The 16,539-nt window shown below is 44.5% G+C and carries 11 protein-coding genes; 4 read left to right on the forward strand and 7 right to left on the reverse strand.

The features are described 5' to 3' along the window. Positions 1-124: 124 nt before the first annotated feature. Genes IJE10_05250 through IJE10_05265 form a run of 4 tightly spaced genes read right to left on the reverse strand, consistent with a single transcriptional unit; the run spans position 125 to position 3,580 of the window. Complete coding sequence (locus IJE10_05250; GenBank protein MBQ2967506.1) at positions 125-949, reverse strand: RluA family pseudouridine synthase; 825 nt, start codon at positions 947-949, stop codon at positions 125-127. A 3-nt stretch (positions 950-952) separates the two neighbouring features. Continuing rightward, positions 953-1,441, reverse strand: coding sequence for a GNAT family N-acetyltransferase (locus IJE10_05255; protein MBQ2967507.1), 489 nt, complete (start codon positions 1,439-1,441; stop codon positions 953-955). Positions 1,442-1,460: 19 nt separating this feature from the next. Next, complete coding sequence (gene argF / locus IJE10_05260; protein ID MBQ2967508.1) at positions 1,461-2,381, reverse strand: ornithine carbamoyltransferase; 921 nt, start codon at positions 2,379-2,381, stop codon at positions 1,461-1,463. Between the two features lie 14 nt (positions 2,382-2,395). Further along, positions 2,396-3,580: an acetylornithine transaminase gene (locus IJE10_05265; GenBank protein ID MBQ2967509.1), complete on the reverse strand. Its 1,185-nt coding sequence runs from the start codon at positions 3,578-3,580 to the stop codon at positions 2,396-2,398. 289 nt (positions 3,581-3,869) lie between these two features. Between IJE10_05265 and IJE10_05270 the strand changes: the two genes are divergently transcribed. Then, positions 3,870-4,319 (forward strand): CtsR family transcriptional regulator, encoded by a 450-nt coding sequence (locus IJE10_05270; GenBank protein ID MBQ2967510.1) that lies wholly within the window; start codon positions 3,870-3,872, stop codon positions 4,317-4,319. A gap of 183 nt (positions 4,320-4,502) precedes the next feature. Further along, entirely contained in the window at positions 4,503-6,959 is a 2,457-nt protein-coding gene (locus IJE10_05275; GenBank protein ID MBQ2967511.1) for an ATP-dependent Clp protease ATP-binding subunit, read from the forward strand. A gap of 32 nt (positions 6,960-6,991) precedes the next feature. Here the strand turns inward: IJE10_05275 and IJE10_05280 are convergent, their stop codons facing one another. Beyond that, positions 6,992-10,153, reverse strand: coding sequence for a family 16 glycosylhydrolase (locus tag IJE10_05280; protein MBQ2967512.1), 3,162 nt, complete (start codon positions 10,151-10,153; stop codon positions 6,992-6,994). A gap of 141 nt (positions 10,154-10,294) precedes the next feature. Here IJE10_05280 and IJE10_05285 point away from each other — a divergent pair, with 141 nt between their 5' ends. Further along, the gene (locus tag IJE10_05285) at positions 10,295-11,131 is read left to right on the forward strand and encodes a helix-turn-helix domain-containing protein (protein MBQ2967513.1); all 837 of its coding nucleotides are present in this window, start codon (positions 10,295-10,297) and stop codon (positions 11,129-11,131) included. Between the two features lie 26 nt (positions 11,132-11,157). Here IJE10_05285 and IJE10_05290 read toward each other — a convergent pair whose 3' ends face one another. Both IJE10_05290 and IJE10_05295 read right to left on the reverse strand, forming a co-directional pair. Beyond that, positions 11,158-12,366, reverse strand: coding sequence for a leucine-rich repeat protein (locus IJE10_05290; protein MBQ2967514.1), 1,209 nt, complete (start codon positions 12,364-12,366; stop codon positions 11,158-11,160). 71 nt (positions 12,367-12,437) lie between these two features. Beyond that, the gene (locus tag IJE10_05295; GenBank protein MBQ2967515.1) at positions 12,438-13,274 is read right to left on the reverse strand and encodes a helix-turn-helix domain-containing protein; all 837 of its coding nucleotides are present in this window, start codon (positions 13,272-13,274) and stop codon (positions 12,438-12,440) included. Positions 13,275-13,363: 89 nt separating this feature from the next. Here IJE10_05295 and IJE10_05300 point away from each other — a divergent pair, with 89 nt between their 5' ends. Then, entirely contained in the window at positions 13,364-16,438 is a 3,075-nt protein-coding gene (locus IJE10_05300; protein ID MBQ2967516.1) for a hypothetical protein, read from the forward strand. The last annotated feature ends 101 nt before the right edge of the window (positions 16,439-16,539 follow it).

Below are 16,539 nucleotides of genomic sequence, written 5' to 3' on the forward strand. Positions count from 1 at the left end.
TTTTGCGGGCGTCATGAGCGAGGCGAGGAAGTGCTCTTGGGGCGCAAAACTCGGATGAGGTGGTATGGTATAAATTACACCTCATCAGTCACTTCGTGACAGCTTCTCCTCAAGGAGAAGCCTTTTAGCATTCAATTTTAAGTGTTTTGCCCGTTTCGGGATGGGTGAAAATCAAGGTGTGGCAATGGAGTCGGAACGTTTTGCCGGGGATTTCTTCGCCATACAGAAAATCGGCATACAAGGGATGCCCAATGTGGGCAAAATGTACGCGGATTTGGTGTGTTCTGCCCGTTACGGGTTCGGCTTCTACCACAGACAGTCCGTTTTCTGCAGAAAGGGTGCGGAAAACCGTTTCGGACGGCTTACCATCGGGAGAGATGCATCTTTTTATGATGCTGTCGGTACACCTTGCGATGGGCGCATCAACCGTTCCCGATTCGGGCGGTGTACCCACCACCGTTGCCCGATAGATTTTACGGATTTCGCCATTTTTCAATTGCTTTGACAGCTGAAAGGCGGTATTTTTATCTTTGGCAATCAGAACCAGCCCCGATGTATCCTTATCCAGCCGATTCACGGGTCTGAACACAAACGGCGCACCTTTAAAATAATACATTACAAAGTTTGCAAGGGTTCCGCTTTTAAAATTCAGGGTCGGATGCACAGGAATGCCTTTGGGTTTGTTTACCGCGAGCAAAAAGTCGTCCTCATACACAACCTCCAAATCGCCTTTTTCGGGCAAAATGTTATCCGAGGTCAGGTCGGGGAGCGTTACGGTTACCGTATCGTCCGATTGTACCACAAAATTGGAAAATACGGCATTGCTGTTTACAGCAATGCCGTTTGTTTTCTTTAAGCTTGTAATCATACGTCGGGAAAACTTGAATTTCTGCTTTAAAAGCTTTCCAACCTCAATCGGCTCTCCCTCATGCACATAGGTCTTTTCCATAGCTTAGTCTTCGTAAAAATAATCTTTAATCAGCTTTGCGCGGATGTAGCCACGGTCCTTGGTGGTGGAATCAATGTAGAAATGTCTGGAATAATAAAAGCGGATTAAATCAAATACCTTTGCGCAGGTGTTTAAGTAGAGGTGTTCTACCTTGTGCTCGCGCATGATTTTATCGGTTACATTCATCAGTACCTTGCCGATACCGTTGTTCTGGTGGTCAACCGAAACACCGAAACGGCTAAGATAAGCGGTGTGATCCTCTTCGTTGATATCCAAGCGGATACTGCCCACCGGCACCTCGTTAATGGTGGCAAGCAATACAACCTTGTTGCGGATATCGTTTAAAACGTCCTCTTCGGTTTCGTTTAAGGCTTCAATATCGGACAAGCCTGCAAGCTTAATGTATTGCTTGAAAGCTTCTTTTGTAATCTGCATAACCGCGTGCACATCGTATTCGTTTGCGATACGCACATGAAAACTGTGTTTTAACATAGTACTTTAAAATCCTTTCTTAGTTGCCCATCAGCATGGTCATGATGGCTTTTTGTGCGTGCAGACGGTTTTCTGCTTCGTCAAAAATTACAGAGTTCGGACCGTCGATAACTTCTTCTGTTACTTCGTACCCACGGTAAGCAGGCAGACAGTGCATAAATACCGCATCTTCTTTTGCGTTTTTAAACAGCTTACCGTCAATGGTATAATCTTTGAAAATTTCAATTCTCTTTGCTTTTTCAGCTTCCTGACCCATGCTTACCCAGGTATCGGTGTAAACAGCGTCCGAATCTTTAATGGCTTCTACCGGGTCGTTGGTGATGGTGATTTTTGCACCGGTTTTCTTGCCGATTTCAATGGCTTCGTCCACAATTTCCTGTGCACATTCGTAGCCCTTGGGGGTTGCAACCGACATATCCATACCTGCCATTGCACAAGCGTGAAGCAGGGAATGGGTTACGTTGTTGCCGTCACCGATGTAAGACATTTTCAAGCCCTCAAGCTTGCCTTTGTGTTCATACACGGTAAACAGGTCTGCCATTGCCTGGCAGGGATGCATGTAGTCGGTCAAACCGTTGATAATCGGAATAGAGCCGTATTCCGCCAAATCCAAAACGTCCTGATGTGCATAGGTGCGAATCATAATGCCGTCTACAAAGCGAGACAGAACATTTGCAGTATCATAAATGGTTTCGCCTCTGCCCAATTGGATGTCGGCAGAGCTTAAAAAGAGGGGATAACCGCCAAGCTCTACAGTACCCACCTCAAAGGATACACGGGTACGGGTAGAGGATTTGGTGAAAATCATACCCAATGTTTTGCCGTCCATGGGCTTGAAAGGAATGCGGTTCTTTCTCTTGTTCTTTAAATCCTCAGTTAATGAAAGTAACTGGTGAAATTCGTCTAAAGTAGCATCTGTTACGCTGATAAAATGTTTCATATTTAAAAACTCCTTTACAGTATTTCAGAAAGACAAGCAATGAGCTTATCCACATCTTCTTTGGTTACAATGAGCGGCGGCAGGAAACGTAAAATTTTGCCTGCAACCGTGCCGATTAGAAAGCCTTTTTCCTGCAAAGCCTTACAAACGTCATCTGCAATCGGCTCTGAAAGCTCTGCACCAAGCATTAAGCCTAAACCGCGTACCTCTTTAATAACGGGCTTTTGCTTTTTAAGTTCCATCAGCTGATCTCTGAAATAGGCACCCGTTTTACAAACATTTTCTAAAATGTTTTCTTCCTGCATAATGTCGAATACAGCATTTGCTGCCGCAGTTGCGATAAAGTTACCGCCAAAGGTGGAGCCATGGTCACCCGGCTCAAAATATTTGGCAATTTCTTCTTTTGCACAAACCGCACCAATGGGTACACCGCCGCCTAAAGCTTTCGCAAGGGTAAAAATGTCGGGCTTAAGGTCATAATGCTCGTGTGCCATAAGGCGACCTGTTCTGCCCATACCGGTCTGCACCTCGTCTATAATCAAGAGCAAGCCTTTTTCTTCGCAAAGCGCACGAACTTCCTGCATGTAGCCGTAGTCTACGGGATGCACACCGCTTTCGCCCTGCACAAGCTCTAACATGACTGCAGCCGTTTCATCGGTTACTGCATTTTTCAGAGCCTCAAAATCGTTAATTTCCACATGGGTGTACGCAGGCATCATGGGGCGGAAGGGTTTTTGATACTTTTCCTGACCCGTTGCCGCAAGGGTACCTAATGTTCTGCCATGGAAAGAGTTTACCAAAGAAATAATTTTATATTTTTCGGGATGGCCGTTTTTATAGTGGTACATTCTGGCAAGCTTGATGGCACCTTCGTTGGCTTCTGCACCGCTGTTTCCGAAAAAGACTCTGTCTGCACAGGTGGCAGAGCAGATTTTTTCGGCTAAAAGTGCCTGTGGCTCAATGTAATAGTAATTCGAGGTGTGCAGCAGCTTTTCTGCCTGGTCCTTGATAGCCTGCACCAGCTTCGGATGGGAATGTCCCACAGCATTTACTGCAATGCCCGACAGAAAATCATAGTATTCCTTTCCGTCATGGCTTTTAAGCAGAATGCCTTTACCACTCTCAAAGGACAAATCCTTTCTGCCGTAGGTGTGCATAATGTTCTGATTGTCTTTTTCCTTAATCTGTTCAAATGTCATAGTTTATAAAACCTCCGGGTCTTAGGACGCACATACTGCGCCGAAATTCTTCATATAATAGGGAAGTAAACTTGAATATTTAACATTCTACCACAGAATGAATAAAAATGCAATAGCAAAATGCAAAAAATATAAATTTTATGAAATTTAAAGAAAACGGAAGAAAACAAAAGAAAAACAATTAAAAATGTCCGAAAAATCCGAAAATACAGCCTTGAACAATTCTTTGAATGTGCTATAATGAAGTTGTAAAAGTCAAAGAAAGTCAAAGTCTAAAACGGAGGATGGTATGAAAATCAGTGATATTATAGAAAGCTTTTTAAAGGAAATGATAGAAGAGGAAAACGGGGAAGCCAACTTTCAGCGCAATGAGCTGGCAAGCCGTTTGAATTGTGTACCCTCGCAGATTAACTATGTGATAAATTCCCGCTTTACCAATGACCATGGCTACATTGTAGAAAGCAGAAGAGGGGGCGGCGGCAGCATCACCATCCGTCGGGTAAAAACCGATAAATCGGGGTATATTATGCACATTGTAGCAGGAATGGGCGATACGCTCAGCCAGCAAAGTGCATTTGCTTTTATCAAGAATTTTACCGATTACGGTATCGTTTCGGAGCGGGAGGCAAAGCTGATGACTGCGGCAATTTCCAACAGCGTTCTTCGCAGAATAACGCAGCCCGGCCAGGATATGCTTCGGGCGTCCATTATCAAAAATATGCTTGTAAGCTTAGTGTGATCAGCAAAGGAGGAAATAGGTATGATTTGTCAGGTATGTGGTAAAAATGTAGCAAGTATCCATTTGCAACGTGTTGTAAATGGAAAGCGCAGTGCCATTTATTTGTGCACAGCCTGTGCCAATGCACTGCAAAATAGTAAAAATGCAAATAATATGCATAAAAATACGGAAGGAGTGGGTTTTATGCCATTCTTTGAGAGTAAGTTTACCGATAAAGCGGAAAGTGTAATCAAAAAGGCAAACGAAATGGCGCTGGAATGGGGGCATGGTTTCGTGGGCACCGAGCATATTTTATACGGACTCTCGGTGATTGACAATTCCGTTGCGTTTAATGTGTTGAAAGAATACGGCATCACGCCCGAAAACATTATTGAACGGGTTCGTAAAATCCGTGGTATAGATATGCCGGTAAGTGCGGTGCGCGGCATGACCCCGAGATTAAAGCGAATTGTGGAATTAAGCTTTCTGGAAGCCCAGAAGCTTGGACACAGCTATATCGGTACAGAACATATTTTAATGGCGATACTCCGGGACGGTGAAAGTGTTGCGGCACGCATCATTTCCGAGCTTTCGGACAGTGCCGAGAAGATTTATTACGATTTAATCAAGGCGTACGGCGATGAAAACCAGGCGGAAGAAATGACAGAGGATTTGGTGAATAAGAAGAACAAAAATCCCGCAACCCCTACCTTAGATGAGTTCGGCAGAGATTTGACCAAAATGGCATCCGAAGGAAAGTTTGACCCGGTTATCGGCAGAAGCAAAGAAATTGATCGCGTGATTCAGGTGCTCTCCCGACGTACCAAAAACAACCCTTGCTTAATCGGTGAGCCGGGTGTCGGTAAAACGGCTATTGCAGAGGGATTGGCGCAAAAGATTTACGAGGGTCAGGTGCCCGAGATTTTAAAAGAAAAGCGCGTAATCACCTTGGATTTGTCTTCTATGGTGGCAGGTGCCAAATACCGCGGTGAGTTTGAAGAGCGCATGAAAAAGGCGGTCGACGAGCTGAAAGCCGACGGTAACATCATCTTGTTTATTGATGAAATCCATACCATTGTAGGTGCAGGTGCCGCTGAAGGCGCAATTGATGCTTCCAACATCTTAAAGCCGTCCTTAGCACGCGGAGAGGTACAGCTGATTGGTGCAACCACCATCAACGAATACAGAAAATACATTGAAAAAGATGCGGCGCTTGAACGTAGATTCCAGCCCATTACAGTGGGTGAGCCGACCGTGGATGAAACCATTATGATTTTAATGGGACTGAGAGATAAATACGAGGCACATCACAAGGTAGAAATCACAGACGGTGCATTAATCGCCGCGGCAAAGCTTTCGGCACGATACATTACAGACCGTTTCCTGCCCGACAAAGCCATTGACCTGGTAGACGAAGCGGCAGCAGGCGTGAAATTAAAATCCTTTACGGCACCCTCTGCTTTAAGTGATAAGCGAAATGAGTTTGAAAAGGTAAAAGCGGAAAAGGAAAGTGCCATTGCGGCGCAGGATTTTGAAAAAGCGGCGTCTTTGCGTGACAGAGAATCCACCCTCGCAAAAGAAATCGAAGAGGAAAAAGAAAGCTGGAAAAAAGAGGCACAAATCCGTAAAACCGCAGTTACCGAGGCAGAAATTGCAGGCATTATTGCCCAGTGGACGGGAATTCCCGTAAACCGCCTGCAGGAGGAAGAAAGCCAAAGACTTTTACATCTGGCAGATACACTCCATAACCGTGTTATCGGTCAGAACGAGGCTGTCGAATCCCTTGCCAAAGCAGTAAAGCGCGGCAGAGTGGGCTTAAAAGACCCCAAACGTCCCATCGGCTCGTTTATTTTCTGCGGACCGACGGGCGTAGGTAAAACTGAGCTTTGTAAAGCCCTTGCCGAAGCGGTATTCGGGGACGAAAATGCCATGGTGCGTTTAGATATGTCCGAGTACATGGAGAAGCACACCGTGTCCCGTTTAGTTGGCTCACCTCCGGGATATGTGGGCTACGAAGAGGGCGGTCAGCTTTCCGAAAAGGTGAGAAGAAAACCCTATTGCGTAGTGCTGTTTGACGAAATTGAAAAGGCGCACCCCGATGTATTCAATATGCTTCTGCAGATCTTAGAGGACGGTATTTTAACCGATTCCCAGGGCAGAAAGATTGACTTTAAGAACACCATTGTGATTATGACTTCCAACGTGGGTGCAACGCACATTGTTTCGCCGAAAAAACAGTCATTAGGCTTTGGCGATGCATTAAGCGATGCGGAAAAGGATTATGCACAAATCAAGGAAAGCGTGCTGGGTGACTTGAAGCACACCTTCAAGCCCGAATTTTTAAACCGCGTAGACGACATCATTGTGTTTGACCGCTTGAAGAAAGAGGAAATCAAGCTGATTGCGGGCAATATGTTAAAGACACTTTTAGAGCGACTTTCGGCAAACGAAATTACCGCGACCGTTTCGGATGCGGCAATCGAAATGCTCTCGGATGCAGGCTTTGACCCTATCTACGGCGCAAGACCGCTCCGACGTGCCATTGTGTCAAAGGTGGAAGATACCTTGGCAGAAGCCATGCTGGACGGCACGGTTAAAGCAGGTGACACCATTCTTCTTGACGCAGACAGCGACAAAATTGTTATTAAAAAAGAACAGTAAAAAATATCGTACGCAATTGCGTACGATATTTTTTATTGCTTATCAAACTGTTCAATCTGTTTAAACATTTCTTCGTCTGACGGATAGGTTTTGTCGCCGATGACCACAAAACGGTCGGGAATCCAGGTGACCGTTTTACCTAACCCCTCCGAAATGGCACGCACAGGCACAAGTGTTCTGCCGTTTTCCACAAAGGGAGGCGTGTCTAAGCTTTTCTGCACACCGTTTACTGCCATGATATTGCTTCCCACATTCATGATGATACGATTGCCGTTAAGCTCGATGACAATGCCCCGGGTTTCTTCCACATAGGTAACCGTTGCGCCTAATGCTTCTGCAATAAACCGAATGGGAACCATGGTTCTGTCATTTACCGTCTTGGGGCGAACATCAGGGTTGTTTGCATCTACCGAAAGCTTTTCACCGAATGTCCACACATAACGGTCGCCAAGCTCTAAAATCAACACATCCTCCACGGGCATCATTTCGGTAGAGGTGATTGCCGCGGAAGAAGCGCGAAGGAGTCCGCCGTAATCTTTATCAATCTGTACCGTTACCTTGTCGCCTTTTTTAAGGCTTTCTGTGCCTAAAACTTCCCAGCCGGTTTCGCCTGTTGTAAGGTCTATGCCGGTCTCTTTTTTGTTTGCACCGTTTACCGTATAGAAAACATGGCAGTTTTTGCCGGTGTTTTCATGTATCAGCTTGTAAAAGCAAATATTAAACAAGCCGTCTTTGGGTACTTCAATTTCAAATTTTGCCGAGGCAGGACCGTCCTCTTCATACGAATAAGAGGTGTTGGTGTTCAAATACCCCACAAGTGTGCTGTTGTTCCAGGTGCCTGTGGAAGAAAAGCCTTTATCGTGAATGGTTTTTACATACATCTCACCCAATGATACGTTTTCATACTTTGTGGTGTAGGGGCGATGCTTGTCCACTACATCACCGTCAATTGCATAAAAGCTCGGGTTGTCCAGCATAATCCATTGACCTGCCTTAGCATCCGAAATGATTTCAACCGTCAACTGATTGTCTTTTACTTCTATGCCGTCTAAGGTGATTTTGGTCATCCTGTCTGTCTGCGGAATGCCGATTTCTGCAATTTTTTCACCGTCATATCCGCTGAGACGAATCTTTGCTTCCTTCTGTCCGCCCGAGGACATGACATGCGCTTCAAAATTGTGTTGACCGTTTGGAATGTGGTACAGCTTCTGGAAAGTGGTGACTTTGTAATCTTTGTCTCCCCGGTGTGCAAGTACATGGTTACCGCCAACTGCAAATTCGTCGTTGCGTTCAACAATACTTACATCAATGTCGCCCGTTTCGCCCCAGGCAACGGGATTCTGCAACGGCAGGGGAGCGGTGGCGTAGTCGGGATTGTCATTGTATTCAAATTCGCTTGCGCCCAAAAGGTTAATGTCCTTTAAAGGCTTTGCGTAAAATTTTGCATAATCAAAAGAGTTTTCTGCAGGAAGCTTTGATTTGTCAGCTAAAGTGTCACCCGATTCCCAGGCGAGGGTGGTAATCCACATAAACTGTTGCGAATAGTGCAGAAAAGCCTCTTTTCCGTTTTTGCTGAATACAAGCTCACCGTCAACATAGTAATTGATGCGGTCAGGAAGCCATTCCAAGCCGTAAACATGCTCTTCGTTGATGTTAAATCCGTCTAAAATATCATTGTAAAAGCCAACCTTTGTACCGATGGTGCAGTAATAGTTGCAGGCAACATTCGGTCGGTCGGAGTTGAATTCAAAATCCAGCTCCTGGGTGTGCAGATTTTCAATATTTTTGGTGTAGTCGCTGGCACTTGCGCCGTGTAACCAGAAAGCGGAGTGTATACCGCCTGTTACATTGGTGAGCTTGCCCTTGAATTCATAATAGCCGTAGCCAAACAGCTTGTTGGAAATAATACCGCCACCCGTGATGGTGTCCACGCCGTTAATATCCTTGTATTCTACATTGTGATACATTCTGCCGTCATGGGTGAACACGTTCATCGCCATGTTTTTACCGCCGTTCCGCTCGTCTAAGCGATAGTGCCAGATGTCGGGGTTGATGGGTGTGTCAAAGCTTTCTTCAAATAAAAGTGTGTAGTTTGCATCGGGTGCGCCTGATACAGAGGTCAGAAAGGATTCTCTTTCCGCATCGGGCTGATACGCGCTGAGCGGTGTGCCCGGGTCGGTGGGTACGTCCTTGATTTTTGCGTTTTCAGGGATTTCGGTCACCGCTTTGTCGGTGGGTACAAGCTTGATGGCACTTGTTCGGATAATGCCGACACGGTTTAGTATTTCGGCAGATTCGTTGCCATCACCCGAAAAATCAAACACGCCCAAATAGCTCCAGGCGGGAGTTTCAAGATCGCCAAATGCCTGACGAACCATAAAATCGTCCATCTTGCCGTTGTGATGCAAGGTCATATCCACGTTGCTGAAATTGCGGAAGTGAGGCATCGCCCAGTAATACATTTCATAGTTACCGGGTTCGATATTTTCAATTTTAAAGGTCAGGGTTGCACCTGCTTTATCGGAATACAAATGTGTACCGCCATCATAACCCGGAACGGCTGAGGAGGTGGTCCATCTGCCGGTGGTTTCGGTGTAAGGGATTACAATTTCGTTTGCAAAAGACTCGAGGGTCAGCCCTTCGGGTAATTCTACCTTAGGTCCTGCGTTGACATCTTCCTCGGTGACCGCTTTGTCGGTGGGAACGAGCTTTACCGCATTTGCACGAAGAACTCCGCCGGGATTGGTAATGAAAAGCTTCTCGTCTGCAGAACCGCTTAAGTCAAACACCCCCAAAGATACCCAACCGGGTGCGACCGTTTCGTCCGCGTTAATCTGTGCACTTAAGCTTCTCTCGGTTGTCTTACCGTTGTGGCTGATTTCCAGAGTGAATTTTTTGCCGTACTTGGAGTGGGGCATCAGCCAGTAATACAGTTCATAGTTTCCTTTTTTCACTTTATCGAATTCAAAGGTAACCGTATCTCCTGCCGCGTTGGAAAAAATGTGTGTTCCGCCGTCGTGGCTTGCCACCGCAGAGGATTCGGTCCACAAACCCGTGGTATCGGTTACGGGAATAATTATTTCATTGCCGAAACTTTCGGTTGTGTAGGTATAACCTGCAGGCTCGGATGCCGCAAAAACAGTTATACCGCTTAAAAGAATACAAATCAGAAGTATGCAGATTGTTTTTTTCATAAGAACACCTCTCTTTGTTTCTATTGTACCATACTACGGTGCAGTAGGTATAGGAAAAACATTTTTAAAAATGGTAATTTCATGCATTAAGAGTTGACGAACATACAATTTTAAAGTATAATCAAAGCAAGGGGTGATTTTTTGGAAAGCATGGAATTTATAAAAAAGTATTATGAGTACTTAGAGCAGGACTTAGGCTTGTCGGTTACGTTGCACTGCCCGCCTCAAAGTTCAGAACGAGCTTTTTTGCAGGAAGCTCTGCCCATCCCGGAGGTGCATTTTAATTCCTACTGCACCTATATCAAGCAAACGCTTGAACTGCATCATAAATGCCTTTTCTGCCAGACGAAAGCGATGAACAAATGTCTTGAAAAAGGTGCGTTTGCGGGAAGCTGTCACGCAGGAGTGTTTGAATATGTGTACCCTTTAAAATTCGGCAACAAGGTTGTGGGAAGCCTGAATGTGGGCGGATATTTGTCTGCGGATTTCTCCAAGCGGGCAAAAGAAATTTGTGCCGAAACATCCGTGGATTTTGCAAAGCTGTCCGAATTGAGCCGTGCACTTAAATCGGAAATCCCTGAAAAAGATAAGGTGGATATGCTGATTGTGCCTCTGCTTTGCATGATTAAAAATGTATCCGCCTTGCAAATCGGCAGAAACGCAAAAAATCCGATGCAGGCGATTGTGGCATATTGCGATCGGGCTTATACGAAAAAAATTACGGTCAAAAGCTTAAGCGAACAGTTTTTCTGCAGTGAATCCTATATTGCGCGAAATTTTAAAAAAGAAACGGGCAAAAGTCTGCCCGAGTATATCAACAGCTTGCGTATCAGAAATGCCATGCAGCTTCTTCGCTCTACCAACTCGGATATTGCCCAAATCGGGGCAACGGTGGGGTATGATGACCCATCTTATTTCACCAAGTGTTTTATAAAAATTACGGGGGTGTCGCCCAGAGAGTGGCGGAGAACCAACTGAAAAAGTGAGGCTTTTGCCTCACTTTTTCAGTTGGATATAATTTCTACTGTTTTGGTGGTATCCTCCCAGTTTACGGTACAGTTAAAACTTTCGGCAACGGCACGCACGGGAATGAGTGTGCGGTCGTTTATCAATTGTGCAGGTACGTCTAAAGTTTTTTCTGTTCCATTTACGGTGTAGACTGCGTTATCAATCTGCATTTTTATAACGGTTTCACCTTTGGTGGCGGTTACCGTTTTGGTGGCATCATCCCACAAAATTTCTGCACCCAGTTCCGTAAAAATAGCCCGAAGCGGAACGAGTGTTCTGTCATTTTGTAAAACGGGAGGCTGGTCAAAGGTAAGCCTTTTGCCGTTTACCGTAACATCAATTATGGGTTCGGGCTTGCCTAAAAAGTGTACGTTGCTTGCATCAATCATGGTAGTTTCCAGTTGAATTTTTACCCAATCCTCCGGTGTACCGTAATAATATATCTGAAGGGGCTTGTAAAGATAAGAAAAGGTTTCTGTTTCAATTTTGGTTATGGTAGAGGGCAGAGTCAGCTCGGAGAGGGTGTTAACAGTCTCAAAGCATTTGGTGGGTAAAACCGTGGTACCTTCGCCTAATGTTATCTTTTTCAGCTTTCTGCAGCTGTTAAAAGTCGTTCCGTTAAAGATAACAGGTCCTGCAAAGGTCAGTTCCTGTAATTCCATGTTGGCAAAAAAGGTCAGACCGCAAAAGGTAACGGGCGTTTTGGTTACCGAGGTGACAGTTTGCAAGCTCTGGCACATGGCAAAGGCGTTTCGGTCAATCACAAGATTGTTGCCGTTTATCACAAGTGTTCTGCCAAGAGCGCCGTAAAACGCATCCTGACCGATATATTCTAAATTCGGCGGCAGAACAAGGTCTCCGACGTAGCAACCGTAAAAGGCTGAATCTTCAATACGGCGTAAGCTGTCGGGCAAATGTATATATTCTATTTCGCTGGCACCTCTGAAGGCATCTTCGGCGATGGAAGTGAAGCCTTCTTCAATGTAACAGCCTGTTATACCGCAAAGATAATAATCGTCAAAATCCAGCTCGCCCCAACCGGATACATACATAAATCCGTCATCGTAAATGATGGCTCTTATGTTTTCTGCAAGTTGTTCATCCCATTCTACCACATCCGAATGCACCGGCATATCCGATGCGTAGCAGGGCAGCGCAACGCAGATTAAAAGTAAAATGAATAGAATGCCCCAAATTTTTTTCATAAATGTCTCCTCCAATCTTGTGGAAATATTATAGCATGGGGAAGGTTACCCGGTCAATATAAAAAGCGTTTTTATTTTTGTTTACGGTATTCTCTCGGTGTGAATCCCGTGTGTTTTTTGAATACGGCGTTAAAAAATTTTGTGTCTGCGTAACCGCACTCGGATGCGATTTCTGTTACCTTTTTATTGGTTTCGGTAAGCAGTCTTAATGCCTGCTCTATACGGATTTTTTGCACATACGCCGAAAAAGAAATGCCCGTTTCTTTTTTAAATCTCTTGCTTAAATAAGCGGTGCTGTAACAAAGCTTCTTGCTAAGTGCCGAAAGATGGGTTTTGTCTCTTAAATTTTTTTCGGTGTATTTCATGATTTCAAGGCAAAGACTGTCCTCTGTGTCCGGCAGAATAGCGTTGTCTTTGCGCATGGTTAAAATAATAATTTCAATTAGCTTTACACGCAGGATTTCGAGATAACCCGGTGCTTTTTGATTTTGTTCTTTCAGCATCGCTTGAAGCAGGGATAACACTTCACCTGATTCATCCTTAAAAAAGCGATTGGCAGGATTTAAATTGGTGGCGGTGAAATTGTATTTTAACATATAGCTGTTTACTACATCTGAAAAATCACGTTTATTTTTCAACGCCAGATCAATAAATTCTCCGAAGAACAAGCAGTTTAAAATTTCAAAATTCTTTGTTTCGTCTACAATATAATGGTGGCAGGCATCATAATCCATAATCAGATATTCACCCTCGGCAATAGTGCGTTCTTCACCGTTTAAAATGTGTTGCGCTTTTCCCGAAAGCACGTAAGCCAACTCAAAAAAATCGTGCTTATGTAATTTCACCGAACTGTTTTGAGAAATGCGTAAGTTTATACCCTGCTCAAATAAATTTTTGTATGTTTCCATAGTTAAAATACCCCCGTATTTTGTAAAAAAAGTAGGTTGTTTTTATTATACAACCGATTTATAATAAAAGCAAGAGGGAGGAATGAAAAATGCTTTATAAAAAGAACAAAAGCGAACAACTGAACATGGAATTGTTCCAAAATCCCACGGCTGAGTACCGTGCAACCCCTTTCTGGGCATGGAACGGGAATTTGGAAAAGGAAAAACTGCTTAGCCAGATTGAAGCCTTTAAATCCATGGGGTTCGGCGGATTTCATATGCATTCCCGTTCAGGACTTTCCACCGAATATTTAAGTGAAGAATTTATGGACATGGTAAAGCTTTGCCGTGACAAAGCTGAAAAAGAAGAGATGCTTGCCTGGTTATATGACGAGGACAGGTATCCATCGGGCTTCGCAGGCGGTCTTGTGACCAAAGACCCGATACACCGTCAGAAGCTTTTGCGCATCACCCATACCAAAAAGGATTTTGTTTCCAAGGAAGAGGGAACAAAAACGGGAAAAGCCTACCTTGTTGCGACTTTTGATATTCAGCTGGATGAAAACGGCTATATGACAGGCTATAAAAGAATAGAGCAAAACCAAAATGCAGAGGGCATAAAGCGATATTTCTATGTGGAAACCGCAGGTGAAAACGGCTGGTGGAACAATACCGCGTATGCGGATTTACTTTCTCCCGAAACAGTAAAGAAATTTATAGATGTAACCTATGAGAAGTACAAAGAGGCGGTAGGGGAAAGCTTTGGCAAATCGGTTCCTGCCATTTTTACCGATGAACCCGAGATGGCACAAAAAAGAGTGCTTTCTGCTCCCGATACCGAAGATTTAAGCAGAATTTTTATTCCCTGGACAACCAATTTAGATGATACATATTTTGAAGAATACGGCGAGCATTTAGAGGATAAAATTCCCGAGCTGTTCTGGGATTTTGCTGACGAAAAAGTATCCGTTACCCGTTACCGTTATCATGAGCATACCGCAAAGTGCTTTTATGAAGCCTTTGCAAAGCAATGCGGTGACTGGTGCGAAAAAAACAATATTGCACTTACCGGACATTTCATGCACGAAGAAACGTTGGAACATCAGTGCCAGTATAATGGTGACGTGATGCGACATTATAAAAACTTCGGAATCCCCGGTATTGATATGCTTTGCAACAACGTGCAGTTAAACACCGCAAAGCAGTGTCAGTCAGTAAAGAATCAGACGGGAAAAGAAGCCATGCTTTCCGAACTTTACGGTGTAACCAACTGGGACTTTGATTTTAGGAGTCATAAATTCCAGGGAGACTGGCAGGCGGCTTTGGGTGTAACGGTACGCGTACCGCACCTTTCCTGGTATTGCATGAAGGGAAGTGCCAAGCGTGACTATCCTGCCTCTATTCACTATCAGGCACCCTGGCACAAGGATTACAAATATATAGAGGACCATTTCGCAAGATTAAATACGGTACTCACCCGCGGTGAGCCGGTTGTGGATGTGGCGGTGCTTCATCCCATTGAAAGCTACTGGCTGCACACAGGCCCCAATGCCACAAGCGGAGCAGTAGCAGAACAACTGGACGAAAACTTTGAAAACTTAACCCAATGGTTGCTTACGGGACTGGTTGATTTTGATTTTATCAGCGAAGCCCTTTTGCCCGAGCAGATTGGTGAAATTTCAAACGCTCTGCCAGTGGGGAAAATGCAGTATAAAACGGTAATTATCCCGGGCTGTGAAACAATCAGACAATCTACTTTCGATGTTTTGAAAGCTTTTAAGCAAAAGGGTGGCAGAGTGCTGTTTATCGGGGATTGTCCGAAGTTTGTTGATGTTGCACAAAATGATGAAATCGCAGAATTTTATGCCTCCTGCGAAAAAGTAGGCTTTGAAAAGAATAAAGTTTTAGGTGCGTTGCATGCAGAACGAACCTGCCGTGTTGTAAATGGTGAAAAGCAGAATGCAGAGCGCTTTGTGCATTGCGTGCGCCGCGACAACGGCAAAAAATGGTTGTTCTTGGCACCTTACAAATATGAATACAGTAAAAAAGAACAGGACATTCAGGTTTCGGATGCCCTTTGTGTGGAAGTAAACGGAAGCTACAATGTAAAGCTGTACGATACCCTTTTGGGAAAAGTAAAATCCGTTCCTTACGAAACAAAGTACGGGAAAACTTACATATATATAAACGCAGCACCTTTTGACAGCTTCTTATTTGAACTGACCGAAGGGGAAGGCGGCTATAAAGCGGAAGAACCCGCAAAATCGGTTCTGACTAAGGTGGACTTTAAGCCAAAAGTGCCCTTTACCCGTACCGAGGACAATGTATATTTGCTGGACATGGCAGAATATAAACTGGACGACGGCTTGTGGCAGTCTCTTGAAGAGCTAAGCCGAATCGACACGGAGTGTCGAAGCATTTTAAACTATCCCGCAGCAAACGGTAAAGATGCACAGCCCTGGGTGCTGGGCAAAGATAAACCCACGCATTTTGTAACCTTGAAATTCACTGTACCGAGCAAAGTAGAGATAGCGGTAGATTTAGCTGTCGAAGAAGCGGAATCGGTTGTGCTAAACGGTACAAGCATTGCCCTTAACCCCAAAGGCTATTATACGGATGAAAGCATTCCCCGTTACCACTTAGGCACTTTAAATGAGGGATTAAACGAACTGATTATAAAAATGCCCATCAGTAAGCGCATAAGTCTTGAAAATTGCTTCCTGCTCGGGGAATTTGATGTTTCGGTTTCGGGCTGTATTGCAGAAATCCTGCCTGCTTCCGATACAATTGCCTTTGGGAATATTGTGTCGCAGGGCATGCCCTTTTATGGCGGTCATGTGCGGTATGATACAAGTATCGAAGTGCCTGAAAACGCCACTCTTCGCATCCGCACAAATGTTTATCGCGGTGCAGCGGTAAAGGTGTACTTGGACGGAGAATTTACCGATTATATTGCTTGTCCGCCATATATACTTACCATTCCAAACGTTTCAAAGGGTAAGCATACCGTAACCTTTGAGCTTTTGGGCAACCGCGTAAACACCTTCGGGCCTCTCCATCACACTCCCGAAACCTTTAGGTGCAGCCCGGCGTGTTGGTATGGTGTAAACGAAAGATGGGCATACGAATACATTTTAAAAGAAACGGGCATTTTAGTATCCCCCGTCATTGAAATTTTAAAGTGATAAACGGAAAAAGAGGTATATTTTTGGAAATGTACCTCTTTTTATACATTTATTCCTAAGAAATTGAAAAAAAGTGTTGACTTTTTCAAAAATTTATGTTA

This window comes from Clostridia bacterium (assembly GCA_017410375.1).
Classification (GTDB): Bacteria; Bacillota; Clostridia; order RGIG6154; family RGIG6154; genus RGIG6154.